Origin of the sequence: Anianabacter salinae, from assembly GCF_019061145.1 — a bacterium.
GTDB lineage: Bacteria > Pseudomonadota > Alphaproteobacteria > Rhodobacterales > Rhodobacteraceae > Anianibacter > Anianibacter salinarum.
In genome coordinates this window covers 159,119-186,048 of record NZ_JAHQZS010000005.1, presented here as the reverse complement: position 1 = coordinate 186,048, position 26,930 = coordinate 159,119, and the positions used below count along the sequence as shown (strand labels likewise).

Genomic DNA, 26,930 nt, shown 5'->3' with positions numbered 1-26,930 from the left:
TTGGGATCGCGGGGCGGGTGCCGGACCGGGCCCATTCCGCAAAACATCGCCGAAAGAAGAGAGGATTTTGAGCATGGCCAAAGTCATCGGTATCGACCTTGGGACCACCAACTCCTGCGTCGCCATCATGGACGGCGCACAGCCGCGTGTCATCGAGAACTCGGAAGGCGCGCGCACAACGCCTTCGATCGTCGCGTTCACGGACGATGAGCGCCTCGTGGGTCAGCCCGCCAAGCGTCAGGCCGTGACCAACCCGGAACGCACGGTGTTCGCCGTCAAGCGCCTGATCGGTCGCCGCGTCACCGACGCCGAAGTGACCAAGGACCAGAAGAACGTCCCCTTCAACATCGTCGACGGCAACAACGGCGACGCATGGGTCGAGGTCCGGGGCGACAAGTATTCGCCTTCACAGATTTCCGCCTTCATCCTGCAAAAGATGAAGGAAACCGCCGAGAGCTATCTTGGCGAAGAGGTGACGCAAGCCGTCATCACCGTGCCCGCCTATTTCAACGACGCCCAGCGTCAGGCCACCAAGGACGCCGGCAAGATCGCCGGTCTCGAAGTGCTGCGGATCATCAACGAACCGACCGCGGCCGCGCTGGCCTATGGCCTCGACAAGAAGGAATCGAAGACGATCGCCGTCTATGACCTTGGCGGCGGCACCTTCGACATCACCATCCTCGAGATCGACGATGGCCTGTTCGAGGTGAAGTCGACCAACGGCGACACGTTCCTTGGCGGCGAAGATTTCGACATGCGGATCGTCAACTACCTCGCCGACGAGTTCAAAAAGGAACACGGCGTCGACCTGACGGGCGACAAGATGGCGCTTCAGCGCCTCAAGGAAGCGGCCGAGAAGGCCAAGATCGAGCTGTCGTCTTCGAGCCAGACCGAGATCAACCAGCCGTTCATCTCGATGGGCGGAAACGGTCAGCCGCTGCACATGGTCATGAAGCTGACCCGCGCCAAGCTGGAAAGCCTTGTCGGCGATCTGATCAAGAACTCGATCAAGCCCTGCAAGGCCGCGCTCAAGGATGCGGGCCTGTCCACCAGCGACATCGACGAGGTCGTTCTGGTCGGCGGCATGACGCGGATGCCCAAGGTCGTCGAGGAAGTGACCAGCTTCTTCGGGAAAGAGCCCCACAAGGGCGTGAACCCCGATGAGGTCGTCGCGATGGGCGCCGCCATCCAGGCGGGCGTTCTGCAGGGTGACGTCAAGGACGTCGTTCTTCTGGACGTCACGCCCCTGAGCCTTGGCATCGAGACGCTGGGCGGCGTGTTCACCCGCCTGATCGACCGCAACACCACGATCCCGACGAAGAAATCGCAGATCTTCTCGACCGCCGACGACAACCAGTCGGCCGTGACGATCCGCGTCTTCCAGGGCGAACGCGAAATGGCGTCCGACAACAAGATGCTTGGCCAGTTCAACCTTGAAGACATCCCGCCCGCGCCGCGCGGAATGCCGCAGATCGAGGTCACCTTCGACATCGACGCCAACGGCATCGTGCACGTCGGTGCCAAGGACAAGGGCACCAACAAGGAGCACAAGATCACGATCCAGGCGTCGGGCGGCCTGTCCGACGACGAGATCGAAAAGATGGTCAGGGATGCCGAATCAAACGCCGAATCGGACAAGAAGCGCCGCGAGTCGGTCGAGGCAAAGAACCAGGCCGAAAGCCTGATCCACTCGACCCGCAAGGCGCTGGACGAGCATGGCGACAAGGTCGACCCGACCACCGTCGAAGCCATCGAGCTGGCGATCGCCAACCTCGAGGAGCAGATCGAGTCCAACGATGCGGGCAAGATCAAGTCGGGCATCCACAACGTGACCGAAGCGTCGATGAAGCTGGGCGAGGCCATCTACAAGGCCGAGCAGGCGAAATCGGGCGAAGGGTCCGACGGTGATGACGGCCCGCGCGGTGTCGACGACGACATCGTGGACGCCGACTTCGAAGATCTCGACGACAACAAGCGCGCCGGCTAAGCGCGAATCTCTGACGCCATGAACCGGCCGGTCCCTGGCTGGCCGGTTCACGCGTTTCCGGAGGGTATGAACACTCATGGCAAAGCGCGACTATTACGATGTGCTGGGCGTGGCCCGGGGCGCGTCTGCGGACGAGATAAAGAAAGCCTATCGCACCAAGGCGAAAGAGCTTCACCCGGACCGCAATTCGGACAATCCCAACGCAGAAAACCAGTTCAAGGAAGCGAACGAGGCCTATGACGTCCTGAAGGACCCCGAGAAAAAGGCCGCCTACGACCGCTTTGGACATGCCGCATTCGAAGGCGGCGGCGGACGGCCCGGCGGCTATGGCGGCGGCGGGGCCGGTGGCCCGGACTTCGCCAGCGCCTTCTCGGACGTATTCGACGACCTGTTCGGCGACTTCATGGGCGGGCGCCAGGGCGGCGGGCGGCAACGCGCGACGCGCGGGTCTGACCTGCGCTACAACATGCGCGTGTCGCTGGAAGACGCCTTTGAGGGTATCCAGAAAACGATCAACGTGCCGACCTCGGTCGCTTGCTCGGTCTGTTCCGGCACCGGCGCAGAAGGCGGATCGGAACCGCAGACCTGCCCGACCTGCTCGGGCATGGGCAAGGTCCGCGCGCAGCAGGGCTTTTTCACCGTCGAACGCACCTGCCCCACCTGTTCGGGGATCGGCCAGATCATCAAGAATCCCTGTTCCGCCTGCGGCGGCGCCGGGCGCACCGAAAAGAACCGCTCGCTTTCGGTCAACGTGCCCCCGGGCGTCGAAACCGGCACCCGCATCCGTCTGGGCGGTGAAGGTGAGGCGGGACTGCGCGGCGGGCCGTCGGGCGATCTTTACATTTTCATCGAGGTGGAACCCCACGCCCTGTTCGAACGCGACGGCGCGGAGCTGCATTGCCGCGTTCCGGTCAGCATGGCCAAGGCCGCGCTTGGCGGCGACATCGAGGTGCCGACCATCGACGGCGGCCGCAGCCGCGTGAAGATCCCGCCGGGCAGCCAGTCGGGCCGCCAGATGCGCCTGCGCGGCAAGGGCATGCCGCACCTGCGTGGCGGCCAGCATGGCGACATGTTCATCGAGATGGCCGTCGAGACCCCGGTGAACCTGACCGCGCGGCAAAAAGAGCTGCTCGAGGAATTCGAGAAACTGTCCAAGGACAACAACCCCGAATCCTCGTCCTTCTTCTCGAAGGTGAAAAGCTTCTGGGACGGGATGACCGGCTAGGTCTTAACCCTGTCTTTACCCGATCTGTGAGAGCGTCGTGCCATCATGGCCCGGCGCTCTTCCTTTTCCGATGGACAGGTTCCCTTGTTCGATGCCGCCCCTCCCGGCGCGGTGCTGCCGCAAGGCGCGCGAGTGCCGTCCTATATCGAAGGCCACCGCGACCGCTTGCGCGACCGGTTCTCGAACGGCGGCGCCGACGCGATGCCGGACTACGAGCTTCTGGAACTGATCCTGTTCCGCAGCGTCCGGCGCGGCGACGTCAAGCCGCTGGCGCGTCGCCTGATCGACCGCTTCGGCGATCTGAATGGCGTCCTGTCTGCCGCGTCCGCGCGGCTGGCAGAGACCGAAGGCGTCGGCCCCGCGATCCTGCACGACCTGCGCCTGATCGAGGCGGCGGCGCACCGCATGGCGCGGGGGCGCGTGATGCGGCGACCGGTCCTGTCCAGCTGGCAGATGCTTCTCGACTATTGCCAGACGGCGATGGCCCACCGAGAGACGGAACAGTTCCGGGTCTTCTACCTTGACCGCAAGAACGTGCTGGTGGCCGACGAGGCGCAGGCGCAGGGCACGGTCGATCATGTGCCGGTCTACCCGCGCGAGATCCTCAAGCGGGCGCTGGAACTGAACGCCTCGGCGTTGATCCTGGTGCACAACCACCCGTCGGGCGATCCCACGCCGTCAGAGGCCGACATCACCATGACCCGGCAGATCGAGGCGGCGGCAGCTGCGCTTGGCCTGACGCTTCACGATCACCTGGTCATCGGCAAGGGGCGCGAGGTCAGCTTTCGCTCGGAAGGCTATCTTTGATCGATCCAGACCTCGACCCGCCGGTTGACCTGGCGGCCCCACTCGACGGTGTCGCAGGCCATCGGCATCACCTCGCCGAAGGCATCGACGCGCAGGTCCAGCCGGGCACGGTCCGCCGTCGGCGCGGCGGCCAGAACCGCGTCGCGCACCACCTCGGCCCGCTTGCGCGACAGGCCAAGGTTTGCCCGCGCGGCGCCGTCGCTGTCCGAGAACCCGACAAAGGTGATCCGCGTGCCGTTGTAGCGCCCGCTTTCCAGCATCTGCGCAAGCAGTTCCACGTTGGATTCGGACTGCGCATCCAGCGTGCTTGACCCGCCCTGGAACCGGAACGTGACGGACAACCGCGCGCTTCCCCGCATCGTCCGGACAAGCCGCTGAACATCGCTCAGCCTGATCCCGTCACCATCGACGCGCGCGATGGCGTTGGCCAGCCGCTCGCCCTGCGCATCCAGAGGTATCCGTTCAAGAAACAGGTTCACGAACCCCGCGCGCGCGATAACCGGCTGCGCGGCGGGGCTGCGGATATAGCCGATGAACTCGCGGGCCAGAAGCGGCAGGCGCTTGGCAGGCGTATACAGGAACAGCGGCGTCGTCAGCGGGTAGTCCTCTGATCGCAGGGTCGCGGCACTGGCGACATTCAGGATGCCGCAGCCCCCCGACACCGCCAGAACCTTGCCGTTCCCGATCTCGGAATAGTTGGCCACGCCCAGCGCCAGCGGGTCACGCGCGACGGCATCGGCCAGATCCTCGTTCGAGGCATGGCGCTGAATGCTGGCGGCCAGGGTCAGGTCGGCGGGGACCATGACCCGGCTGACAAAGCCCTGCGCCAGGCCGGACGCCGCATCGCGCAGGTGCAAGCGGATCGGCGCATCGGGACCGCCCAGCGCCGCCCAGTTGTCGATTTCGCCCGCGAAGGCGCTTGCCAGCTGTTCAAGCGTGATCCTCTCGAGCGGGCTTGAGGGCGAGACAAGCGGAACCAGCGCATCCAGCCCGACAATCCGGCGTCGGCGAGCGTCGGTCAGGTCGGCGACACCTGCGGCGCGCGCGCGGTCGACCTCACTGGCAAGCGGCTCGCGCACAGACAGGACGATGTCCGCTTCTTGCGCCACCAGATCGGCAAAGCCCTCGGCGGTGCTGGTCACGCGGAACCGGATGTCGGCGGACAGCGCGCCACTGCGCTGGTCATACAGTTCATAGCGAAAGTGCGAATCGTCGGTGATCTTGCGCTCGACCCGATAGCCGCTGCGCGCAGCGAAGGATTCGACAAGCGCCGGCAGGAGCACGGCGCCCATGGTGCGCGCGCCCGAGATGTTGAATTCCGCGACATAGGCGGTCAGGTCGGGGCAGCCGGGGCCTTCGCAGTTCACCCCGCTGCCATCCACGGTCAGCGCGCCATAGACGGTTTCGACACGGTAGAATTCGCCGTCATATCCTAAAAGCGTGCCCTCGATCGTCACGCCGCCATCGCGCGAAGTAAGGGTCACGTCGTTCGCAAGGACGGCGAGGGTCGAGAAAAATAGACAAACCGCAGCGAGGGCCGCCGCACGCAAACCTATCATACCCCCCGAAGTCCCCTCGTCAGTTGGAGGCGACCTTCATGTCTCGCAGGAGGTTTTTCAAGACGAGATATTCCCCGACCGCATCACATCCCGGCATCGACAAGGTAATGGTCATCGGCTGGAACACACCGTTCTCGTCGCGTTGAAAGCTTTCGCCCGAAACATCGCGGCCACAGGACTGCAAGGTGACTTCCGCCTCGACGGACAGGCGGATGACACCGTCCTGAACGGCCATGTCGGCGGGATAGGTGTAGATGTTGACCGTCTTCGGGGTCAGGCCCGTGCCGTCGCCAAGGGCGGTGAAGAACCCGCCGCGTCCGCCAACGGCATGGTCCGCGTCCCGCGCATTCTCAATCCAGACGTGGCCCGCATCATCATATCCCGCACCAAGTTCGAACGCATGCAGCGACAGGCCGGTTTCGCCGCTCCATTGCAGGGCGACCCGGTCGATGCTGCCAAGGTCCGGCACGTCCAGAGTAACGTCGGTCTGCTCACCGTCCGGGAAGGTGATGCGGATTTCGGCGGGCGAGGACAGGACCGGCAGGCGCACGGAATAGGTGCCAAGGTCGCTCGTCCGGTCTGAATAGGTCAGGCCAGCATGCTCGACGGTGATCGGCTGGCTTTCATGGCAAGGCGCGCTGAGGGTCAGGGCGGCGATCCCGGCGGGGCGCGCATCTGCGGTCAGCACGGGCGCGCACATCTCGGCCTCGGTCATGTTGGGCGCGGGGGTTTCCGTCGTCACCACCGGCGGCGCATCGGGTGCTGCGATGCTGGTGTCCAGCGTTGCCATGTCTTCGGGCGCGGGGTCGAGAACCGGCGCCAGGGCTGTCTCTGGTCTCTGCGGAACGACCGACGCGGGTTCCAGCGAGGCCAGGGTCACGGTCGGTGCGGGTTCTGGTGCAGGGGCCTCTTGCACCAGGATCGACGACACCGACGGCAACAATGTCGCTTGCGCGGGCGGGGGCGCGGCGGTTTCGGATGCCTCGCCAATGGCGTCGTAGCGGGACGCCTGCGCCTCTTGCCAGACCATCAGCCCGACCGTTGCGACAGAGGCCAGGATCGTGCCCCCGGCGGTAATCATTTTTGTCGTGTCCATGCCTGTCTCCGGGATCGCTTGCGATCTCTTTCCGGAAACAGTGGCACCGAATTGGGCCGATCTTGTGGCAAACAGGCAAAAACCTGTTTGCCGAGTTGGCTCAGGCGAGCTGACCGTGACAGTGCTTGAACTTCTTGCCAGATCCGCAAGGGCAGCTGTCGTTGCGGCCCGGATTTCCCCAGGTCGTCGGGTTGGTCTCGTCGAAACCGGCGACGGCAGAGGACGGATCGGCGGGGGCAGCGGCACCCGCGCCAACGGGTTCAGGCTGGGCCGGTTCAGCGGCGCGGCGCATCTGCTCCTGCTGGTCGGAAATCTGCTTGAGCATCGCAGCGCGTTCTTCTTCCGTCATCGGACGGATCTGCGACAGCTTGGTCGAGACATCCACCCGCAGCCCGTCGAGCATCGACTCGAACAGCTGGAACGCCTCGGTCTTGTACTCGTTCAGCGGATCACGCTGCGCATAGCCGCGGAAGCCCACGACCGAGCGCAGATGCTCCAGCATCTTAAGGTGGTCCTGCCACTTCTGGTCGATGGTCTGAAGGATGATCTGCTTTTCGATGTTGCGGAACGTGTCGGCGCCGAACTGTTCGGCCTTGGCGGCCATCATCTCGTCGGAATGCGCGCAAAGCCGTTCCTTGATCTCGTCCTGATCGACGCCCTCTTCTTCGGCCCAGGCGTTCACGTCCGCTTCCATCGACAGCTTTTCGATGAGCGCGCCGCGCAGGCCCTCGGCATCCCACTGGTCAGCGTAGGATTTCGGCGGGCAGTAGGCATCGACGAAATCGTCGATCACCTGATGACGCATGTCCTCGACGATCTCGGTGGTGTCGGCTGCTTCCATGATCTCAAGCCGCTGGCCAAAGATCACCTTGCGCTGGTCGTTCATCACGTCGTCGAACTTCAACAGCTGTTTGCGGATGTCGAAGTTGCGCCCCTCGACCTTGGCCTGCGCGCGCTCGAGCGACTTGTTCACCCAAGGGTGTTCGATCGCTTCGCCTTCCTTGAGGCCCAGCGTCGTCAGCATCTTGTCCAGCCGTTCAGACCCGAAGATCCGCATCAGGTCGTCTTCGAGCGACAGGTAGAACGACGACCGCCCCGGATCGCCCTGACGGCCTGAACGACCGCGCAGCTGGTTGTCGATGCGGCGACTCTCGTGGCGTTCGGTAGCCAGAACGAACAGGCCGCCCGCCTCCAGCACCTTCTTCTTGTCGTCCTCGTGCTCTGCCTCGATCCGCTTGCGCAGCTCTTCGGGGTTCGCGTTCGGATCGGCGGCCAGCGCCTCGAACACCTTCATCTCGACGTTGCCGCCAAGCTGGATGTCGGTGCCGCGCCCGGCCATGTTCGTTGCGATCGTGACCATGCCGGGCTTGCCCGCGTCAGCGACGATCTGCGCCTCTTTCTCGTGCTGGCGCGCGTTCAACACGTTGTGCGGCACGCCTTCCTTGGTCAGAAGCGCCGACAGCATCTCGGATTTGTCGATGGACGTGGTGCCGACAAGAACCGGCTGGCCCTTTTCGTTCGCCTTGCGGATCTGTTCCACAATCGAGGCGAACTTCTCGGCTGCGGTGCGGAACACAAGATCGTTGTCATCCTGCCGTGCAATGGGGCGGTTCGTCGGAACCTCGACCACGCCAAGGCCGTAAATTTCCATGAACTCCTCGGCCTCGGTCGATGCCGTGCCGGTCATCCCCGCCAGCTTGGAATAGAGGCGGAAATAGTTCTGGAAGGTGACAGAGGCGAGCGTGACGTTCTCGGGCTGGATCTTGCAGTCTTCCTTGGCTTCGATCGCCTGATGCAGACCGTCGGACAGGCGCCGTCCGGCCATCATCCGGCCAGTGAACTCGTCGATCAGCACGACCTCGCTGTCGCGGACGATATAGTCCTTGTCCTTCTGGAACATCTTGTGGGCGCGCAGGCCCTGGTTGACGTGGTGGACGATGGTGGTCGATTCCGGTTCGTAAAGCGACTGGCCCTCGGGAAGGATGCCCATCTCGTGCAGGCGCTGTTCGAGGAACTCGTTGCCCTCGTCGGTGTAGGTGACGTTCCGGGTCTTTTCGTCGAGGGTGTAGTGTTCTTCGGTCAGCTCGGGGATCAGCTTGTCGATGCTGACATACAGATCGGACTGGTCTTGTGACGGGCCGGAAATGATGAGCGGCGTGCGCGCCTCGTCGATCAGGATCGAGTCCACCTCGTCGACGATGGCATAGTGATGCCCGCGCTGGCTCATGTCCTCGAGCCGGGACTTCATGTTGTCGCGCAGGTAGTCGAACCCAAGCTCGTTGTTCGTCGCGTAGGTGACATCGCAAGCGTAGGCCTGTTTCTTCTCGGCCTCGGGCTGCTGCGGATAGACGACGCCGGTGGTCAGGCCCAGCGCGCCGTAGACCTTGCTCATCCATTCCGCGTCGCGTTTCGCCAGATAATCGTTCACCGTGACGATGTGGACGCCGCGCTTGGTCAGCGCGTTCAGATAGGCGGGGAAGGTCGCAACCAGCGTCTTGCCCTCGCCCGTCTTCATCTCGGCGATGTTGCCTTCGTGCAGGCAGATGCCGCCGACAAGCTGCACGTCAAACGCGCGCAGGCCCAGCGCGCGGCGCGCGGCCTCGCGGCAGTTGGCAAAGGCTTCGGGCAGGATCGCGTCAAGGCTCTCGCCGTTCGCGATGCGGCCGACGAATTCCTCGGTCTTGTCCTTCAGACCCTGATCGCTCAGCGCCTCGAACTCGGGCTCCAGCGCGTTGATCTTCTCGACGAGCGGCCGGGTCGACTTGATCTTGCGGTCGTTCGGGGTGCCAAAAACCTTTTTGGCGATCGTTCCGATACCCAGCATGTTTTCTCCGCGCGAATGCGATCTGACAGGTTCGTGTCGGCAGATGGCTTGCGGCCCTACCGGCAGACCCATAGGTAGGGTCCGGAATGCGGGCCCGTTGCGTCGCTTTGCGATGTAAGGGGCGCCTGAAACAGTGTCAACGTCGCGCACCGACGCGGCCCAACCGTAAGGAAATCACGATGCCCATCCGCACCGCCCTGAAGCTGGGAACCGCGCTTGCGCTTGGCCTTGCCACGCCGACCTTTGCCCAGGACACCGCCACCGAAGCGGCCACCGCCGATCCTGCGATGGTTCTGGCGACCGTGAACGGCACAGACATCACGCTGGGGCACATGATCGCCCTGAAATCGCAACTGCCGCAGCAGTATCAGGAGCTTCCCGATGACGTCCTGTTCGACGGGGTTCTGGAGCAGCTGATCCGCCAGACCGCGATGGCTGATACCGTGACCGAGGCGCCGCGCGCCGTCGAGTTGCGCGTCGAGAACGAGCGCCGGGCGCTTCTGGCACAAGATGTCGTGAATGACGCCGCCGAGGGCGCTGTGACCGACGAGGCGGTGCAGCAGGCCTATGAAGCAGCTATTGCCGAGTTCGAAGGCAGCACCGAATACAATGCCGCGCACATCCTCGTCGAGACCGAGGAAGAAGCGCAGACGCTGGTCGAGCAGGCCCAGGGCGACGCCGACTTTGCCGAGCTGGCGAAAGAGCATTCGACCGGACCCTCCGGCCCCAACGGCGGCGCGCTTGGCTGGTTCGGCCCCGGCATGATGGTGCAGCCCTTTGACGAGGCCGTTCAGGGTATGGAGCCCGGCGATGTCGCAGGCCCCGTTCAGACCCAGTTCGGCTGGCACGTCATCAAGCTGAACGAGACCCGGACCGCCGAAGCGCCGTCGCTGGACGAGCTGCGTCCCGAGATCGAGGCGCAATTGCGCGAACAGGCCGTGGCCGCCAAGGTGGAAGAGATCACTGCCGCAGCAGAGGTGGAGCGTGCCGAAATCGGCGATCTCGACCCGTCGGTGCTTTCCAATCTAGAGTTGCTGTCGCAGTAACCCTTTACGGAGCCCCGGGCGATGGCCAAGAAATCCGAGACGATCAAGACGCTTCAGAAGAAGCTGAAGAAGACGAAGAAAAAGCTTGGATCGGTGGTGGCCTCGCCGCTCGCGGACATGGCGGCAGCGCCTGCCAAGAACACCAACATCTCGCCGCTCGCCCCGGAAAAGTTCCCGGATCTTCCGGTGATCCGGGGCGCGCGCTTTGCCAGCGGATCGGCTGGCGTGCGCTACAAGAACCGCACCGATGTCACACTGATGGAACTTGCGCCCGGCACGGTGATGGCGGGCACCTTCACCCGCTCGGCCACACGCGCCGCGCCGGTTCTCGACTGCGAGGCCAAGATCGGCGGCAAGGGCGGTGACGGGGCGGCGATCATCGTCAACTCCGGCAACGCCAACGCCTTTACCGGCGCTGGCGGCGTCGATGCTGTGCGCGCCGTCACCGGTGCTGTTGCGGACACGCTCGGCTTGCCCGAGGCGCGCGTCTTCTCATCCTCGACCGGCGTGATAGGCGAGCCGCTGCCGCATGACCGCATCACCGCGAAAATCGAGGACCTCAAGGCCGGGCTGACCGACGGCGGCATCGCCGACACGGCCCGTGCCATCATGACCACCGACACCTTCCCCAAGGGCGCCTCTGCGACGATCGACGTGGACGGCGAGACCGTCAGCATCGCGGGCATCGCCAAGGGGTCGGGCATGATCGCGCCCAACATGGGCACGATGCTGGTCTACATCTTCACCGACGCGAAGATTCAGCGCGCCGCCCTTCAGCGTGCGGTGACCCAGCTGACCGACACGACGTTCAACTGCATCACCGTGGACAGCGACATCTCGACCTCCGACACGCTGCTGGTTGCGGCGACCGGCGCCGGGGCGCAGATCGGCGACGGGCGCAGCGCGTCGTTCAAGGCGTTCAAAGGCGCGCTGGGCGAGGTGATGATGAACCTTGCGCATCAGGTTGTGCGCGACGGCGAAGGCGCGACCAAGTTCGTGGAAATCCGCGTGACCGGCGCGGCAAGCGCGGCGGACGCAAAGACCGTCGGTCTGTCCATCGCAAACTCTCCGCTGGTCAAGACCGCCATCGCGGGCGAAGACCCCAACTGGGGCCGCATCGTCGCCGCCGTCGGAAAATCCGGAGCCAAGGCTGACCGCGACACGCTGTCGATCCGCTTTGGCGACATCCTGGTTGCCGAAAAGGGCTGGCGGTCGCCCGACTACGCCGAGGCGGACGGCGCGGCCTACATGAAACAACAAGAACTGGTGATCTCGGTCGATCTTGGCGTCGGCAACGGCAAATCCACGGTCTGGACCTGCGATCTGACGCACCGCTACATCGACATAAACGCCGATTACCGGTCGTGAAGATCGTTCTTGTCGCGGCCGTCGCGCTGATCGACGCGGACGGCCGCGTTCTTCTGGCGCAGCGCCCCGAAGGCAAGTCGATGGCGGGTCTGTGGGAGTTTCCGGGCGGCAAGGTCGAAGCCGGAGAGACGCCGGAACACGCGCTGATCCGTGAATTGAGGGAAGAACTGGGGATCGACACATGGTCATCCTGCCTTGCCCCGCTGACGTTCGCCTCGCACGCCTACGAGACGTTTCATCTGCTGATGCCGCTGTTCGCCTGCCGAAAGTGGCAAGGCATCCCCGAGCCACGCGAAGGCCAGACCCTCGCCTGGGTGGCGCCGCAGCGTCTGCGCGACTACCCCATGCCGCCTGCGGATGTGCCGTTGATCCCGATTCTGCGCGATTGGCTTTAGGGCACATCATACTTTCGGGCGAAATTGCGGCGAGCCAGACAAAAGTCTGATGAAAATGCGGACTATTTGTGTATGACTCGAATCTCATCAACTTACGCGGGAGTCGCTGCTATGGTTCGGACTGTTGTAATCGGTAGTTGTATCTCAGTTCAGGGCCAGTTCGTGCGCGCCCTTCCGGACGGACGGATCGTGGTCCGGCTGGACAACAAGACGATCGCCGGACGTCCTGCGGGTCAGGTCAGCGCCGCCTGATCGCGTATCCTGCATCGCCAGCAGACATGAAAAAGGGGGCGCGCTGCGCTCCCTTTGTTCGTTTGCGGTTTGCTGAACTCAGAGCGAGCGCTCGACCTCTTCGCGGGTGAATATCTCGATCACGTCCTTCGGGCGCACGTCGTCGTAGTTCTCGAACGCCATGCCGCATTCCTGACCGGACTGAACCTCGGCCACTTCGTCCTTGAAGCGCTTGAGCGTCTTCAGCGTGCCTTCGTGGATCACCACGTTGTCGCGCAGAAGCCGGACACCGGCGGACCGTCGGGCGACGCCCTCGGTGACGAGGCACCCGGCGACCTTGCCAACTCCCGACACCTTGAAGACTTCGCGGATCTCGGCGTAGCCAATGAAGTTCTCGCGGATCTCATTCGACAGCAAGCCGCTGGCCGCCGCCTTCACGTCATCCACAAGATCGTAGATCACGCTGTAATAGCGGATTTCCACGCCCTTCTGGTTCGCCGTGTTCCGGGCCGTCGCATTGGCGCGGACGTTGAATCCGAACACCGGCGCACCCGACGCTTCGGCCAGTCCGATGTCGGATTCGGTGATCGCGCCGACACCCGAGTGCAGCACTCGGACGCGCACCTCGTCGTTGCCGATCTTCTCCATCGCCTGGACGATCGCCTCGGCCGAGCCTTGCACGTCCGCCTTGACGACAATCGGCATCTCGGAAACCGTCTGGTCGTCCTTGGCCTTCTGCATCAGCTGTTCAAGCGACGTCGCGGCACCGGCTGCGGCGCGCTTGTTCTTCGACTGCTGATGACGATACTCGGCGATCTCGCGGGCCTGCGCCTCGGTCTCGACGACGTTCAGAACGTCGCCCGCCTCGGGCGTGCCGTTGAGGCCAAGCACCTCGACGGGAACCGAGGGGCCAGCTTCCTTGACGCGGGCGCCCTGGTCGTTCTCCATCGCGCGCACCTTGCCCCACTGTTCGCCGACGACAAAGATGTCGCCCTGGCGAAGGGTGCCGTGCTGCACGAGGACCGTCGCGACGGGGCCGCGGCCCACGTCAAGCTGCGCCTCGATCACCGCGCCTTGGGCGGCACGGTCGGGGTTGGCCTTGAGCTCGAGGATCTCGGCCTGCAGAGCGATCGCTTCAAGCAGGGTATCGAGGCCGTGGCCGGTGAGAGCCGAAACCTCGACGTCCTGCACGTCGCCGGACAGTTTCTCGACGATGATCTCTTGCTGAAGAAGGTCCGTGCGCACCTTGTCGGGATTCGCGGCGGGCCTGTCGATCTTGTTGATCGCAACGATCATCGGAACCTTGGCGGCCTTGGCGTGATTGATCGCCTCGATGGTCTGCGGCATCACCGCGTCATCGGCGGCAACCACCAGAACGACGATGTCCGTCACCTGTGCACCGCGCGACCGCATCGACGTGAACGCCGCGTGGCCGGGGGTGTCGAGGAACGTCAGCGTCGCGCCGTTGTCGGCCGTAACCTGATAGGCGCCGATGTGCTGCGTGATCCCGCCCGCTTCGCCCGCGACGACCTTGGTCTTGCGGATCGCATCCAGCAACGAGGTCTTGCCGTGGTCGACGTGACCCATGATCGTGATGACCGGCGGACGCGGCTTGAGATCGTCTGCCCGGTCCTCGGTCGCCTCGATCACCTGCTCGACGTCCGATTCGGACACGCGCACGACGCGGTGGCCGAATTCCTCGATGATCAGTTCCGCCGTATCGGCGTCGATCACCTGGTTCTGGGTGACCATCATGCCGTTCTGCATCAGTGCCTTCACGACATCCGCAGACCGTTCGGCCATGCGGTTGGCCAGCTCGGACACAACGATGGCTTCGGGCAGCTGAACGTCGCGCACGACCTTCTCGCGCTCGGCATGGCCGCCCATCGCCTTCTGGCGCTGGCGTTCCTGCTTGCGCTTCATCGCGGCCATCGACCGCTGGCGACCGCCTTCGCCGCCCGCAAGCGCCTGGTTCAGCGTCAGCTTGCCGGAACGGCGGTTGTCACGCTCGCCGCCCTTGGCGGTCTTGGCGTCGCGCTTGTCATCCGTCCGCTCGCGGTCGGGTTTGCGCGCAGGCTTGAGGCCACCGCGCTCTGCAGCGGCCTGGGCCTCTGCGGGATCGGCGGGCTTGGCTTCGGGTGCGGCGGGCGCGGCGGCCTTCTTGGCGGTCGCTGCCTTGCGCTCTTCAGCTTCGCGCTTTTCGCGCTGCTCTTCCTCGACCTTGGCCTTCAGCGCCTCTTCGCGCTCACGCTCTTCGCGTTCCTTGGCTTCGATCTCGTCGCGGCGACGCTGGCGCTCTTCGTCGCGCGCCTTTTCGTCTGCGGCACGCTGAACGGCTTCATCCGCTTCGCGCGCTTTGGCGAGCGAAAGTGCCTTCATGCGGCGTTCGAGTTCCGCGTCGGAAATGCCGGCGGGACGCTTGGACGGATCACCACCCTGCGTGCCGCCACCGGCCCCGGGCTTGGAGCCGCTGGGCTTTGGCACGACCACGCGCTTGCGCTTCGTTTCCACCACGACGTTCTTGGTCCGTCCGTGGCTGAAACTTTGCTTCACGTTACCGGAACGCGGGCCGCCACGAAGGCCGAGGGTTTTCTTGCCGTCTGTATCGCTCATGAAGTCTTCGTATCCTTCCCGGCGGGTTTCGACCCGTCCGATGCGCGCAAGCCCTTGAGCCGCGCGGCTTCCTCTACAACACGTTGGGTGAGTCCGCCAGCCGCAAGCGCGCCATGTATCACATGATCGCGCCCGAATGCCAAACCCAATTCCGAGGCCGTCAGGACCCCGATGAACACGCCCTTGTAAGGCGTGCTCAACTTGCTCTTTCCACGCTCCGATCCGTCGGAGGCCTGGATCAGGACACGGGCTTCTTCCTTGCCTAACCAGTCCTTTACCTTTTCGTACCCGGCCACCGCGCGGCCCGACTTGCGGGCCAGCGAGATCAGGTTGATCAGCCGCGACGTCACCAGTCTTTCGACCAGATCGACCAGACCGTCCGGCACCTCGACCGCCTTTTTGGCACCGCGCGCGAACAGCTTGCGCTTGACCGCCAGCTCCAGCGCGGCGCGATCCGCCGCGACCCAGATGCCCCGACCCGGCAATTTGCCGGCAATGTCGGGGACGATCGAATTGTCAGGGCCGACCACGAACCGGATCAGCCCGGCCTTTGGCTGGACCTCGCCGGTGGCGATGCAGCGACGTTCCGGGTCGTCCGTCTCTTTCGTGCGTCCGCCTCTGGTCATGATGCCGCCTTACTCGGCGACCTCCTCTTCGGTGCCTTCCTCGGTTTCGCCTTCGACCGCCAGATCAGCAGGATCGACCCAGCCCAGTTGAATCCGGGCGGTCATCACCATGTTCTGCGCTTCTTCAAGCGAAACCTCGAACTTTTCGAGAAGACCGTCGTCCTTGACCCGCTGACCGTCGACCGAGGTCCAGCCTCCGGCAAGTTCCCAGTCGGCGCAGGTGGCGAAGTCTTCAAGCGTCTTCACGCCATCCATCGCCAACGCTTCGATCATTTGGGGTGTCAGGCCCTCGAAGTCAACAAGGCTGTCCTCGACACCCAACTCGCGGGCGTGTTCCAGCGCCTTGCGGCTTTGTTCTTCCAGGTGGTCGCGGGCACGGGCCTGCAACTCGCTTGCAGTGCTCTCGTCGACACCGTCGATCACCAAAAGCTCGTCCGCCTCGACATAGGCGACTTCCTCGAGGTTGGTGAAGCCTTCGGACACCAGAAGCTGGGCGAAGAATTCATCCAGATCGAGCGTGTCCATGAACAGCTGAGTGCGCTGGGCGAACTCGGCCTGACGACGCTCGGACTCTTCGGCCTCGGTCATGATGTCGATGTCGAGAGCGGTCAGTTGCGACGCAAGCCGCACGTTCTGGCCGCGGCGGCCGATGGCCAGCGACAGCTGCTCGTCGGGAACGACCACCTCGATCTTGCCGGCTTCCTCGTCGATGACGACCTTGGACACCTCGGCAGGCTGCAACGCGTTCACGAGGAACGTCGCCTGATCCTCGTTCCACGGGATGATGTCGATCTTCTCGCCCTGAAGCTCGTTCACGACGGCCTGAACGCGGCTGCCGCGCATGCCGACGCAGGCGCCCACGGGGTCGATGGACGAATCATAGGAGATCACCGCGATCTTGGCGCGGCTGCCGGGATCGCGGGCGACGGCCTTGATCTCGATGATGCCATCGTAGATTTCCGGCACTTCCATCTTGAACAGCTCTGCCATGAACTGCGGATCGGTGCGCGACAGGAAGATCTGCGGCCCGCGCGGTTCGCGGCGCACGTCCTTGATGTAGACGCGGATGCGGTCATTCGGACGATAGCTTTCGCGGCCGATCTTCTCGTTCCGGCGCAGCACCGCTTCACCCCGGCCCACGTCGACGATGATGTTGCCGTATTCCTCGCGGCGGACGATGCCGTTGATGATCGTCCCGGCGCGGTCCTTGAATTCCTCGTACTGGCGATCCCGCTCGGCTTCGCGGACCTTCTGAAGGATCACCTGTTTGGCAGACTGCGCCGCGATTCGGCCAAGCTCGACGGGCGGAACCTCGTCGATGATCTCGTCGCCGATCTGCGGGTTCTCGAGATAAGGCTTCGCCTGCTCGACCGTCACCTGCGCCTGATAGTTCTCAAGCTCTTCTTCGGCCACCACGGTGCGGACGCGGGTGAACGTCGCCTTGCCGGTCTTGCGGTCGATGGACACGCGAATGTCCATCTCGGCGCCGTAGCGCGACTTCGCGGCCCGGGCGAGGCTTTCCTCCATCGCGTCGACCACCAGACCGGGGTCGATCATCTTTTCCCGCGCGACCGCTTCGGCGGTCTGGAGAAGCTCAAGCTGGTTTGCAGAAGTGATGGCCATTTACTCTTCCTCCTCGGACCCGTCGTCGGTCTCGATCTCGTCAAACTGTTCTTCGTTCACGATCCCAGCGGCCTTACGCTGGCGCAGCATTTCGCGGATAAGCTCTTCGGTCAGGACCAGCTTGGCATCGGACAGCCAGTCGAACTTGAGCCCGATGGTCACCTCGGCGCCCTTCTCGTCAGGCACCTCGATCAGGATCTCGTCGTCCTCGACGCCCTGAAGGATGCCCTTGAACCGGCGGCGGCCGTCGATCATCTCGGTCGTCTCGATCTTGGCCTCGTACCCTTCCCAGACGGCGAAATCCTTGAACCGGGTCAGCGGGCGGTCGATCCCGGGCGAGGACACCTCAAGCGTGTAGTTCTCGTCGATCGGGTCCTCGACATCCAGAACCGCGCTGACCGCCTGGCTGATCTGCGCGCATTCATCGACCTCGATCCCGCCCTCGGGACGCTCGGCCATGATCTGCACGGTCTTGGTCCTGCCGCCCAGGAGCCGCACGCGCACCAACTCGAACCCCATGCCTTCGATGGTGGGCGTGATGATCTCGGCCAGGCGCCGGTCGATGGCGGCTTTCGCGATAAGGTCTGACATGGTTGCCTTGTGTTGAGGCACAAAAAAACGGGCGCGCGGCCCGTCATACTGATCCGGTGGAGCCTTCGGGGGTGGAGACCGACGCGCCGCTGTTGAGGTGGATATACGCACGGCGCCCCGAGTCTGCAAGGGCCTTGTCGGCGCCGATCAGGCAGACCACCAGCGTTCGGCCAGACGCGCATCGTCCAGCCGGTGCAGCGCGCCGATCTGATCGGGGCGCACCAGCGTCGGCCGCGCCGCCCCGGTGAACGGCGTGAAGACGGGAATCACCACGTTGCCCTCATCCGCGATCTCCTGCTGTGCCTGCGCGTAAAGGGCCTGCCGCGCGCCGGTGTCGAGCGTTTCCCGCGCCGCAGACAGCAGCGCGGTCAGCCTCGCATCCGACCAGCCACCGATATTCAGCGCGCTGCCCGCCCCATGCGCCGCAGACAGGATCCAGTCCTCGGTCGGGCGCCCGGCCCATTGCACCGCCAACCAGTCCGCCCCGTCGTCATCGGCGACGATCCTGATCCCCGCAGCGCGCGCAGCGGCGGCATAACTGTCCACCACGGGCCCCAAATCCTCGGGCGCCGCGACTTTCAGCGTCAAGGACGACAGGCCAGCCTGCCGCAGATTATACCTCGCGCGGTCCGGGTCATACGGGGGCGGCACGATGCCTGCGGCGAAGGGATTGAGCGGCCCGACGGGATGGTCAGCACCAAGGCTGCCCCGCCCGCCGAACACGTCCCGCAACATCGCGGGCCGGTCCACGGCGTATTTCAGCGCGCGGCGCAAATCAGGGTTCGCAAACGGCCCGGCATCGGTGCGCATGGTAAATGCGACATGGCCATTGCCCGCCGCCTCGAACGTCTGGACACCAGCGCTTCGCAGCCGGGCCGCGTCGGCGGGGGGCACATCCGGGATCACATCGACGCGCCCCGCCTGCAACGCCGCAATGCGGTCAGGCGCGCCGTTCATCACCGAAAGGTCGATCGCGTCGAACCACCCGGCCTGCCCGTCCTTGTAATGCGCCTGAACCCGCCGCGCCTGAAGACGTTGCCCGGGCACGAAATGCTCGACCCGGTAAAGCCCGGTGCCGATGCCCTGCTCCATCGCCTCGGCGATCTGCCCTGCGGGGTAGATCAACAGGTGATGATCCGACATCAGGTAGGGGAAATCGGCGTTCGGCTGCGACAGAGTGAACTGCACATGGGTCTTGCCCAGCGCCCGGATCGAGCGGACCTGCGCCATGATCGGCTGCGCAGGCGATCCGGCGGCCTTGTGCAGCTTCAGCGACGCTACAACATCTGCCGGTCCGAACGGCTTGCCGTTATGGAACGCCACGCCCTCGCGCAGCGCGAAGGTCCAGACGCGGGCATCGGCGCTGGCCTGCCACCCGGTCGCCAGCTCACCCTTGAGGGTGCCATCCGCCGCGACCTCGGTCAGGGTGTCGAACACCATGCCGATCCCGGCGACCAGCATGAACAGGTCCGGCGTCTGCCGCGTGTCCCAGGTCTGCACGCTGCCCGGCAGCGCCATGCGCAGCCGTCCGCCCTGGCGCGGCTGCGCGCGCAGCGGAAACCCGGTCGCCGCCAGCATGGACGCGGCAACACCGCTTCCGATCAGGCCACGTCGGCTTATCCGGGATCGCATGGCGCTTGTCATAGGCAAGACCTGCACATGGGGATGGCCGGGATCAAGGGCACCGGATCAGGCCAGACGCCGCATCGCGGCGTCGGCGCGATAACGGTCCATCGCGCGCACCAACTCGGCGCTGATCCCTGGTTCGGACAGGGCGTGGCCCGCCTTGGCGACGACGCGGATATCGGAACCCGGCCAGACCTTGTGCAGCGCAAAGGCCGACGTCGGCGGGCAGATCATGTCATAGCGGCCCTGCACGATGATCCCGGGCACATTGCGCAAGGCGCCCGCGTTCTTCAGGATCCAGCCGTCTTCCTCGAGGAACCCGGCATTGGTGAAGTAGTGGTTCTCTAGCCGGGCAAAGGCGCGCGCGTACTCCGCCGGGCTTTCGCCGCCCCCCGCGCCAGTGTTCTCAATTGAGGCGAGCGTGTTTTCCCAGGCAGCCCAGGCGCGGGCAAAGCGGGTCTCCTGCACCAGATCGCCCGAAAACAGGCGGCGGTGATAGGCGGCGATGAAATCGGTCTGCTCATCCTCGGGCACAAGGCTGGTGAAGCGCGCCCAGACGTCCGGCCAGAACTTGCCCGCGCCGCCGCCATAGAACCAGTCAAGCTCGGCCTGCGTCATCAGGAACACGCCGCGCAACACCAGCGCAGCGGCGCGGTCCGGGTGGCTGATGCCGTAGATCAGCGCCAGCGTGGCGCCCCAGCTTCCGCCAAAGACCATCCAGCGCTCGATGCCCAGCGTGGTGCGGATCGCCTCGATGTCACGCACAAGATGCCATGTCGTATTGGCCTCGACGCTGGCATGCGGACGCGACCGGCCACAGCCGCGCTGGTCGAACAGGATCACGCGGTAATGCGAGGGGTCGAAATAGCGCCGCATCGCAGGGCTGCAGCCGCCGCCGGGGCCGCCGTGCAGCACCACAACCGGCACGCCATTCGGGTTGCCGCACTGTTCCACATAGATCCGGTGCCCATCGCCAACGTCCAGCATCCGCTGGTCGAATGGGTCGATCGGCGGGTAAAGAAACTCTGCGGCGTTTTTTCTATCTGCGAGCCGGTCCATATCACTCCTATATAACGCCGGAGCGCGCGCCGCCACGGGCGGTCACACGAAATTATCAGGAGACGCAGAATGTCCCAGTCCGCGACGACAATCGACCCCGCCGAAGTCGCAAAATTCGAAGCGATGGCCGCCGAATGGTGGGACCCGACCGGCAAGTTCAAGCCGCTGCACCTGATGAACCCCTGTCGTCTTGACTATATCACCCGCCAGATCGAAGCCGAGTTCGACCGCGATCTGACCACGGATCGCCCCTTTGCGGGGTTGCGCATCCTCGATATCGGCTGCGGCGGCGGCCTGTTGTCGGAACCCATGGCGCGGCTGGGTGCCGAGGTGGTGGGCGCAGATGCCGCACCCCGCAACATCCCCGTCGCGCAATTGCACGCCGAACAGTCCGGCCTGACCATCGACTACCGCCACACCACCGCCGAGGCGCTGGCCGACGCGGGCGAGCAGTTCGATGTCGTGCTGAACATGGAAGTGGTCGAGCATGTCTCGGACCCGCTGGCCTACCTGACCGCCTGCCGCAAACTGCTGAAACCGGGCGGGCTGATGACCTGCTCGACGATCAACCGCAACGCCAAGAGCTTTGTCATGGCGATTGTGGGCGCCGAATGGGTCATGCGCTGGCTGCCCAAGGGCACCCATGACTGGAACAAGTTCATCACGCCGGACGAGCTGTTTGACCTTCTGCGCAACGCCGGTCTGGACCCAGTGGACCGCAAGGGGTTCGTCTTCAACCCGGTCAGTTGGAGCTGGTCGGTGTCGGACCGCGATCTGTCGGTGAACTACGTCACCACGTCGCTGAAGCCGCGTTAACCCGGCTCTCCGAACTGGGCGCGTAATTCGCGCAGCACGCGCAGGGCAAGGCGCACGGTGTCGGGGCCAAGCTTTTCAACCGCCTCGCCCAGCACCGGAGCGACGGCCTCGAGCGCCTGATCGCGCGCGGCGCGCCCCGCAGGGCTGACCGAGACGAACTTGCGCCGCGCATCGTCCCAGTCGGGCCGGATATGGACATATCCCGCCCATTCCAGCCGCGACAGCGTGTTGGTCATCGCCCCGCGCGTGACGTTGAAGGTGCGCGCCAGTTGCGCCGGGGTCTTTTCCTCGCCCGACCGCGCCAAGAGGTTCAGCACCGAGAAATGGCTAAGCTCCATCCCCTTCGGGAGGGCACGCGACACGCGGTTGCGGGCAAGCTGGTCCGCCATGAACAGCTCGCTGAACAGCGCAGCGCTCAGGCTGTCGGTCTGCTCGCTCATCGGTTTGGAGTGTCGGGTTCGGGCGGCGCATAGGCGCGGTCATGGTCCAGCGACGGAACACGGGCGCGGGCCTGCCGCACGGCGTCAAGATCGAGGTCCACAAGCGTCACACCAGGCGCTTCTCCGGCTTGCGCCAGAACCTCGCCCCACGGGGCGACGGCAAGGCTGTGGCCATAGGTGCTGCGCGTCTTGCCCCGGCTCGCCTTGTGCTCACCGGTCTGGGCAGGGGCCAGCACGAAAGCCCCGGTCTCGATGGCGCGCGCGCGCAGCAGCGGCTCCCAATGGGCGGCGCCGGTGACGGGCGAGAAGGCGGACGGAACGGTCATGATCTCGGCACCGGCGCGGGCAAGATCGCGGTAGAGATGCGGAAACCGCATGTCATAGCACACCGTCATGCCAATCACGCCGATCGATGTCCACACGACGACGGCCCTGTCGCCCGGCCGATACCCCTTTGATTCGCGGTAGGATTCCGTTTCCGAGATCTCGACGTCGAACATGTGGATCTTGTCATACCGCGCAAGAATGCCGCCGTCAGGCCCGATCAGGAACGACCGGTTTGCGAAACGACCATCGGCGTCATCCGTCTTGAGAGCGAGCGAGCCGATCAGGATGTGCACGCCGTGCCGCGCCGCCGCGTTGCGCAGTCCCTTGAGCGTGCGGTCCTCATCCTCGGTCGCCAGAACCTCGATCTGCCGGGTGCGGCTGGTGGACACGCAATTCGTCACCTCTGGCGTCATCACCAGATCGACACCGCATTGCGCCGCCGCGTCGACCATGCCCAGCGTCACGGGCAGATTGGCCGCCGGATCGTCCGACGCGCACAGTTGAAGAAGCGCGGCGCGCGTCACTCGGCGGTCAGCAGCGGGTCAAGCTTTCCCGACTGCTCCAGCGCATACAGCTCGTCACATCCGCCGACATGGGTGTCGCCGACAAAGATCTGCGGCACCGTGTGCCGACCATGGGCGCGCGACATCATAGCCTGCCGCCGCGACGGATCGCGCGACACGTCGACCTCGGCATAGGCGACGCCCTTCTTGTCGAGCAGCCGCTTGGCCATCATGCAGAAGCCGCAGGTTGGGGTGGTGTAGATTTCGACCGATTTCATCGCCCTGATCCTTTTGCCGTGGATCATAGGGATTTAGTCATCCTTCGCAACGCGCGCCATGACCGCGATGGCAACCGGGCCTGACCCTGATGCAAGGCAGACCTCGGCGGCAGCTGCAAGCGTCGCCCCCGACGTCATCACGTCGTCGACCAGAAGGATCGGGCGCCCGTTCAGCCGCGGCGCACGGTCGGGTCGCAGGCGCATGGACCCGGCCAGGTTGGCGAATCGCGCGTCGCGGCTCAGCCCGTCCTGGATCGGCGTTGCGCGGGGCCGGATCAGCGCCAGCGGATCGACCTCTGCGCCCGTTTCCCGCCCGAGCGCACGCGCGATCAGCGCCGCCTGATTGTAGCGGCGTGCGATCCGGCGCCGCCAATGGGCGGGCACCGGCAGGATGAGCGTATCCGGTGCCAGCCGCCCCTGCAGGCGCACGGCAAGCCAGCGTGCGGCGGGACGCGCCAGATCGGTCCGGTCGCCATGCTTGAGCGCAAGGACCAGCTTGCGCCCGGTATCGCGGTACAGCATCGCGGCCACACCAAAGCTCCATGGCCGCGCGATGGTCAGGCAGTCGTCGCAATGTTCCTCTGCCGTGCTGTCGCCGGGCAGCGGGACGCCGCAGGTGCGGCAGGTCAGCCCGGCGATGAACGGCGTGTCGCGCCAGCACGCGGCACACAGCGCGAAATCCTCCCCCACAAGACCGCCGCAGGACAGGCAGCGCGGCGGAAACGCGAGGGCGACGAGGCTTTGCAATCCCATGGCATCCCCTTACATACGCGCCGATGACCGATCCCGTCCCCCTGACCGACCGGCTGGCGCTGAACCGGCACCGCGCGCGCGCCTTGTCGATGGCCGATCCGGCTCTGTTCCTGCATGAACAGGCGGCGGACGATGTTCAGGAAAGACTGGATTTCGTTAACCGGCGGTTTACGGACGCCGCCGTCGTCACGCCTTTTCCTCAGGTCTGGACGCCACGTCTTGCAGATGCACGCATGGTTCCTGACGACGAAACGCTCGATCTGCCCGTGGCCGCGCATGATCTTGTCGTGCACGGCATGGCCCTCCATTGGGCGAACGACCCCATCGGCCAGCTGATCCAGTGCAGGCGCGCGTTGCGGCCTGATGGCTTTTTCCTTGCGACTTTTCTAGGAGGCGAGACCCTGTCCGACCTGCGCACCTGCCTTGCAGAGGCAGAGGCGTCCGTGACGGGCGGGCTGTCGCCGCGTGTCGCGCCGATGGCGGACCTGCGCTCTGCCGGGGCGCTTTTGCAGCGGGCCGGATTCAGCCTGCCCGTCGCAGACAGCACCACAACGACCGTCAGCTATGACACGCCCTTTCACCTGATGCGCGACCTGCGCGCGATGGGCGAGACGAACGCCCTTGCCGCGCGGCACAAGGCCCCCGCCCGCCGCGCCGTGTTCGCCGAGGCCACCAAGCTTTACACGGACAGGCATTGCGATTCGGACGGCCGCGTGATCGCAAGGTTCGAGACGATCGTCCTGACCGGATGGGCGCCCGACGACAGCCAGCCAAAGCCGCTGCGCCCCGGTTCGGCAACGACCCGGTTGGCCGACGCGCTGTCCACCGATGAACGCCCGCTGCGCGATGACGCAGCCCCCGGCGATTGACCACAGAGTAATTGCCTATATGTCCAACGCAACCTTCGACAGACCTCACAAGACCGGGACCGACGCCATGCTGGATGCCAAATCGGGGACGGGCGTGTCCCTTGCGGATGCGCGCTGTCCTGCCCATGCGCCCGCCGATCACCCGAAGATCGCCCCGGCCAAGGTCGGAATCCTGCTGGCGAACCTCGGAACGCCCGACAACTACGACTACTGGTCGATGCGCCGTTACCTGAACGAATTCCTGTCGGATCGCAGGGTGATCGACTACAGCCCGTGGATATGGCAACCGCTTCTGCAGCTCATCATCCTGACCAAGCGGCCGTTCTCGTCCGGCGCCAACTACAAGTCGATCTGGAATCACGACAAGGGCGAGAGCCCGCTGATGACGATCACCAAGGACCAGACCGCGAAGATCAAGGACCGCATGGCGGCGCGCTATGGCAGCGATGTCATGGTCGATTTCTGCATGCGCTACGGCAATCCCTCGACCGAATCGAAGGTGCGCGCGATGATCGAGGCGGGGTGTCAGAAGATCCTCTTCTTCCCGCTGTATCCGCAATACGCGGGCGCAACCTCGGCCACGGCGAACGACCAGTTCTTCCGGGCGCTGATGAAGGAGAAATGGCAGCCGCCGGTGCGGATCGTGCCGCCCTATTTCGACGATCCGGTCTATATCGACGCGCTCGCGCAGTCGGTGGAACGTGCCTACGACCGGATGGAGGACAAGCCGGACATCCTGGTGACGTCCTACCACGGCGTGCCCAAGCGCTACCTGATGGAAGGCGACCCCTACCATTGCCAGTGCCAGAAGACGACGCGCCTGCTGAAAGAGCGGCTTGGCTGGGAGGATGAGCGCATCACGACGACGTTCCAGTCGCGCTTTGGCCCCGAGGAATGGCTGCAGCCCTACACTGTCGAGGAAGTCGCGCGGCTGGCGGAACAGGGCAAGAGGAAGATCGCGGTGATCGCGCCTGCCTTCTCGGCCGACTGCATCGAGACGCTGGAAGAGATCAACGAAGAGATTCGCGAAAGCTTTGAGCACGCCGGCGGTGAGCAGTTCACCTACATCCCCTGCCTCAACGATGACGACGCGCATGTCGCCGCGCTGTCGGGCGTGATCGAGCGCAATCTCAAGGGTTGGCTGGACTAGGTCTTCGCCAAGTCCTTAATTCACAAAGAAAAACGGCGGTGAATTGCTTCACCGCCGTTTTCCGTTCTCCCGAAGGAGAGATATCAGCGTGCGATGGCTGCGGCTGCGACTGCCAGAACGAGCAGGGCAACGACAAGGCCGGGTGCCGACGAAGAAGCGGTTTCTTCGACAACGATCTGCGGCTCCATGACGGGTGCTTCGTAGCCGCCAGCGAATGCGGTCGAAGTGGTCAGTGCGAGAGCGGCAGCGAGTGCAACTTTTTTCATGTTAACCTCCGGTTAGGCCCGATGGACATACCTATCACGGGCTGTGACTGTACCTGGTATCTTCCGTATACATAGCGCCATTCTGCCGATGCAAACGTCGAACACGGGTTCAAACGCAAACTGGCCCCAACGTCGTCAAATTAGCAACACTTGCGTGCCGACCTTTGCCATTCCGAAAAGCTCGGCGATGTGCTCGTTGTAAAGCCCGATGCAACCGTTCGATGATCGGCGGCCGATCTTGCGCGTGTCATGCGTGCCGTGGATGCGGTAATACGTCCACGACAGGTACAGCGCATGCGTGCCCAGCGGGTTGTCCGGGCCGGGGCCGACAAAGTCCGGCCACGCGGGATTGCGCTTTTTCATCGCAGGTGTGGGCCGCCAGGACGGGCCTTCCACCTTCTGCACCACCGATGTGCGGCCACGACGGGTCATGTCCTCGGTCAGCGGCACGCTGGTCGGGAACAGCTTGTAGATGGTCTGATCCTCGTTCCAGTAGTGCAGCGCGCGGCTTTGCACATCGACGAGAATCGCACCGTTGCGCAGATTCGAGAAATACGGCTGCCATTCCAGAGCCCGGAAGCTGGAAATGTTGTGCCGGGCCGTCGCGGAAAGATCGCCCTCGAACTCGATCGTCCCGGCGCCGGTCACGCCACCGTCCTGCGCGAACGCAGGAGCAGAGATCGCAGCGGCCCCGGCAGCAAGGAAGCCACGGCGGCTAAGGCCAGAGAATTTGTCTTGCGTCATTGGTCGCATCCCGGAAGCTTTGATTGTTGCCATTTTATTGCGTAAATGCCTCAGTCGCAAATCAAACCAGCGTGGTTCCGCCGATCCCGGCCTGTGGCGTTTCGCCCG

24 protein-coding genes are annotated in these 26,930 nt (G+C 64.6%); 9 read left to right on the top strand and 15 right to left on the bottom strand.

What is annotated here, in order from left to right; translation table 11 throughout:
• Positions 1-73 precede the first annotated feature (73 nt).
• From dnaK to radC, 3 genes are all read left to right on the top strand, one after another.
• Entirely contained in the window at positions 74-1,987 is a 1,914-nt protein-coding gene (dnaK, locus tag KTJ87_RS14345; RefSeq protein WP_267139826.1) for a molecular chaperone DnaK, read from the top strand.
• A 76-nt stretch (positions 1,988-2,063) separates the two neighbouring features.
• Entirely contained in the window at positions 2,064-3,212 is a 1,149-nt protein-coding gene (gene dnaJ / locus KTJ87_RS14340) for a molecular chaperone DnaJ (protein ID WP_267139825.1), read from the top strand.
• Positions 3,213-3,257: 45 nt separating this feature from the next.
• Positions 3,258-4,019, top strand: coding sequence for a RadC family protein (gene radC / locus KTJ87_RS14335; protein ID WP_267139824.1), 762 nt, complete (start codon positions 3,258-3,260; stop codon positions 4,017-4,019).
• Here radC and KTJ87_RS14330 read toward each other — a convergent pair.
• The 3 genes from KTJ87_RS14330 to secA all read right to left on the bottom strand — a co-directional run bounded on the left by KTJ87_RS14330 (position 4,010) and on the right by secA (position 9,498).
• A complete protein-coding gene (locus KTJ87_RS14330; protein WP_323371814.1) occupies positions 4,010-5,503 on the bottom strand; it encodes a phosphate ABC transporter substrate-binding/OmpA family protein in 1,494 nt (497 codons plus the stop codon). The two genes, radC and KTJ87_RS14330, sit on opposite strands and share 10 nt — an antisense overlap.
• 94 nt (positions 5,504-5,597) lie before the next feature.
• The gene (locus KTJ87_RS14325; RefSeq protein ID WP_267139822.1) at positions 5,598-6,674 is read right to left on the bottom strand and encodes a hypothetical protein; all 1,077 of its coding nucleotides are present in this window, start codon (positions 6,672-6,674) and stop codon (positions 5,598-5,600) included.
• Positions 6,675-6,774: 100 nt separating this feature from the next.
• Positions 6,775-9,498 (bottom strand): preprotein translocase subunit SecA, encoded by a 2,724-nt coding sequence (secA, locus tag KTJ87_RS14320; RefSeq protein WP_267139821.1) that lies wholly within the window; start codon positions 9,496-9,498, stop codon positions 6,775-6,777.
• Between the two features lie 179 nt (positions 9,499-9,677).
• Between secA and KTJ87_RS14315 the strand changes: the two genes are divergently transcribed.
• From KTJ87_RS14315 to mutT, 3 genes are read left to right on the top strand one after another with little or no spacing between them, the layout of a single operon-like run.
• Positions 9,678-10,544 (top strand): peptidylprolyl isomerase, encoded by an 867-nt coding sequence (locus tag KTJ87_RS14315; RefSeq protein ID WP_267139820.1) that lies wholly within the window; start codon positions 9,678-9,680, stop codon positions 10,542-10,544.
• Positions 10,545-10,565: 21 nt separating this feature from the next.
• On the top strand, positions 10,566-11,912 hold the full coding sequence (gene argJ, locus KTJ87_RS14310) for a bifunctional glutamate N-acetyltransferase/amino-acid acetyltransferase ArgJ (protein ID WP_407650499.1): 1,347 nt from the start codon (positions 10,566-10,568) through the stop codon (positions 11,910-11,912).
• Positions 11,909-12,307 (top strand): 8-oxo-dGTP diphosphatase MutT, encoded by a 399-nt coding sequence (gene mutT / locus KTJ87_RS14305; protein ID WP_267139819.1) that lies wholly within the window; start codon positions 11,909-11,911, stop codon positions 12,305-12,307. Before argJ ends, mutT begins: the two co-directional genes overlap by 4 nt.
• A 330-nt stretch (positions 12,308-12,637) precedes the next feature.
• Here mutT and infB read toward each other — a convergent pair whose 3' ends face one another.
• From infB to pip, 6 genes are all read right to left on the bottom strand, one after another.
• The gene (gene infB / locus KTJ87_RS14300) at positions 12,638-15,151 is read right to left on the bottom strand and encodes a translation initiation factor IF-2 (protein ID WP_267139818.1); all 2,514 of its coding nucleotides are present in this window, start codon (positions 15,149-15,151) and stop codon (positions 12,638-12,640) included.
• Positions 15,148-15,777, bottom strand: a complete 630-nt coding sequence (locus KTJ87_RS14295; protein WP_267139817.1) for an RNA-binding protein — start codon at positions 15,775-15,777, stop codon at positions 15,148-15,150. The genes infB and KTJ87_RS14295 overlap by 4 nt, the downstream gene beginning before the upstream one ends.
• A 9-nt stretch (positions 15,778-15,786) precedes the next feature.
• Entirely contained in the window at positions 15,787-17,400 is a 1,614-nt protein-coding gene (gene nusA / locus KTJ87_RS14290; protein ID WP_267139816.1) for a transcription termination factor NusA, read from the bottom strand.
• Positions 17,401-17,991 (bottom strand): ribosome maturation factor RimP, encoded by a 591-nt coding sequence (gene rimP / locus KTJ87_RS14285; protein WP_267139815.1) that lies wholly within the window; start codon positions 17,989-17,991, stop codon positions 17,401-17,403. It abuts the gene before it with no gap.
• A 147-nt stretch (positions 17,992-18,138) separates the two neighbouring features.
• Entirely contained in the window at positions 18,139-19,623 is a 1,485-nt protein-coding gene (locus KTJ87_RS14280; protein WP_267139814.1) for an ABC transporter substrate-binding protein, read from the bottom strand.
• Between the two features lie 57 nt (positions 19,624-19,680).
• Positions 19,681-20,676, bottom strand: coding sequence for a prolyl aminopeptidase (pip, locus tag KTJ87_RS14275; RefSeq protein WP_267139813.1), 996 nt, complete (start codon positions 20,674-20,676; stop codon positions 19,681-19,683).
• Positions 20,677-20,745: 69 nt separating this feature from the next.
• On the opposite strand from pip, the gene ubiG reads away from it, so the two are divergent.
• The gene (ubiG, locus tag KTJ87_RS14270) at positions 20,746-21,492 is read left to right on the top strand and encodes a bifunctional 2-polyprenyl-6-hydroxyphenol methylase/3-demethylubiquinol 3-O-methyltransferase UbiG (RefSeq protein ID WP_267139812.1); all 747 of its coding nucleotides are present in this window, start codon (positions 20,746-20,748) and stop codon (positions 21,490-21,492) included.
• Here the strand turns inward: ubiG and KTJ87_RS14265 are convergent.
• From KTJ87_RS14265 to KTJ87_RS14250, 4 genes are read right to left on the bottom strand one after another with little or no spacing between them, the layout of a single operon-like run.
• Positions 21,489-21,932 (bottom strand): MarR family winged helix-turn-helix transcriptional regulator, encoded by a 444-nt coding sequence (locus tag KTJ87_RS14265; RefSeq protein WP_267139811.1) that lies wholly within the window; start codon positions 21,930-21,932, stop codon positions 21,489-21,491. The two genes, ubiG and KTJ87_RS14265, sit on opposite strands and share 4 nt — an antisense overlap.
• Positions 21,929-22,783 carry a carbon-nitrogen hydrolase family protein gene (locus tag KTJ87_RS14260; protein ID WP_267139810.1) on the bottom strand — a complete coding sequence of 285 codons (855 nt, stop codon included), beginning with the start codon at positions 22,781-22,783 and terminating at the stop codon, positions 21,929-21,931. The genes KTJ87_RS14265 and KTJ87_RS14260 overlap by 4 nt, the downstream gene beginning before the upstream one ends.
• The gene (grxC, locus tag KTJ87_RS14255; RefSeq protein WP_267139809.1) at positions 22,780-23,040 is read right to left on the bottom strand and encodes a glutaredoxin 3; all 261 of its coding nucleotides are present in this window, start codon (positions 23,038-23,040) and stop codon (positions 22,780-22,782) included. The genes KTJ87_RS14260 and grxC overlap by 4 nt, the downstream gene beginning before the upstream one ends.
• Before the next feature lie 33 nt (positions 23,041-23,073).
• Positions 23,074-23,793 (bottom strand): ComF family protein, encoded by a 720-nt coding sequence (locus KTJ87_RS14250; protein ID WP_267139808.1) that lies wholly within the window; start codon positions 23,791-23,793, stop codon positions 23,074-23,076.
• 23 nt (positions 23,794-23,816) lie between these two features.
• Here KTJ87_RS14250 and KTJ87_RS14245 point away from each other — a divergent pair, with 23 nt between their 5' ends.
• Complete coding sequence (locus KTJ87_RS14245) at positions 23,817-24,662, top strand: methyltransferase domain-containing protein (protein WP_267139807.1); 846 nt, start codon at positions 23,817-23,819, stop codon at positions 24,660-24,662.
• A 67-nt stretch (positions 24,663-24,729) separates the two neighbouring features.
• Positions 24,730-25,812 (top strand): ferrochelatase, encoded by a 1,083-nt coding sequence (hemH, locus tag KTJ87_RS14240; RefSeq protein ID WP_267139806.1) that lies wholly within the window; start codon positions 24,730-24,732, stop codon positions 25,810-25,812.
• An 83-nt stretch (positions 25,813-25,895) separates the two neighbouring features.
• Here the strand turns inward: hemH and KTJ87_RS14235 are convergent, their stop codons facing one another.
• Together KTJ87_RS14235 and KTJ87_RS14230 are read right to left on the bottom strand one after the other, a co-directional pair.
• Positions 25,896-26,078: a hypothetical protein gene (locus tag KTJ87_RS14235; protein WP_267139805.1), complete on the bottom strand. Its 183-nt coding sequence runs from the start codon at positions 26,076-26,078 to the stop codon at positions 25,896-25,898.
• Between the two features lie 135 nt (positions 26,079-26,213).
• Positions 26,214-26,822, bottom strand: coding sequence for a L,D-transpeptidase (locus tag KTJ87_RS14230; RefSeq protein ID WP_267139804.1), 609 nt, complete (start codon positions 26,820-26,822; stop codon positions 26,214-26,216).
• Between the last annotated feature and the right edge of the window lie 108 nt (positions 26,823-26,930).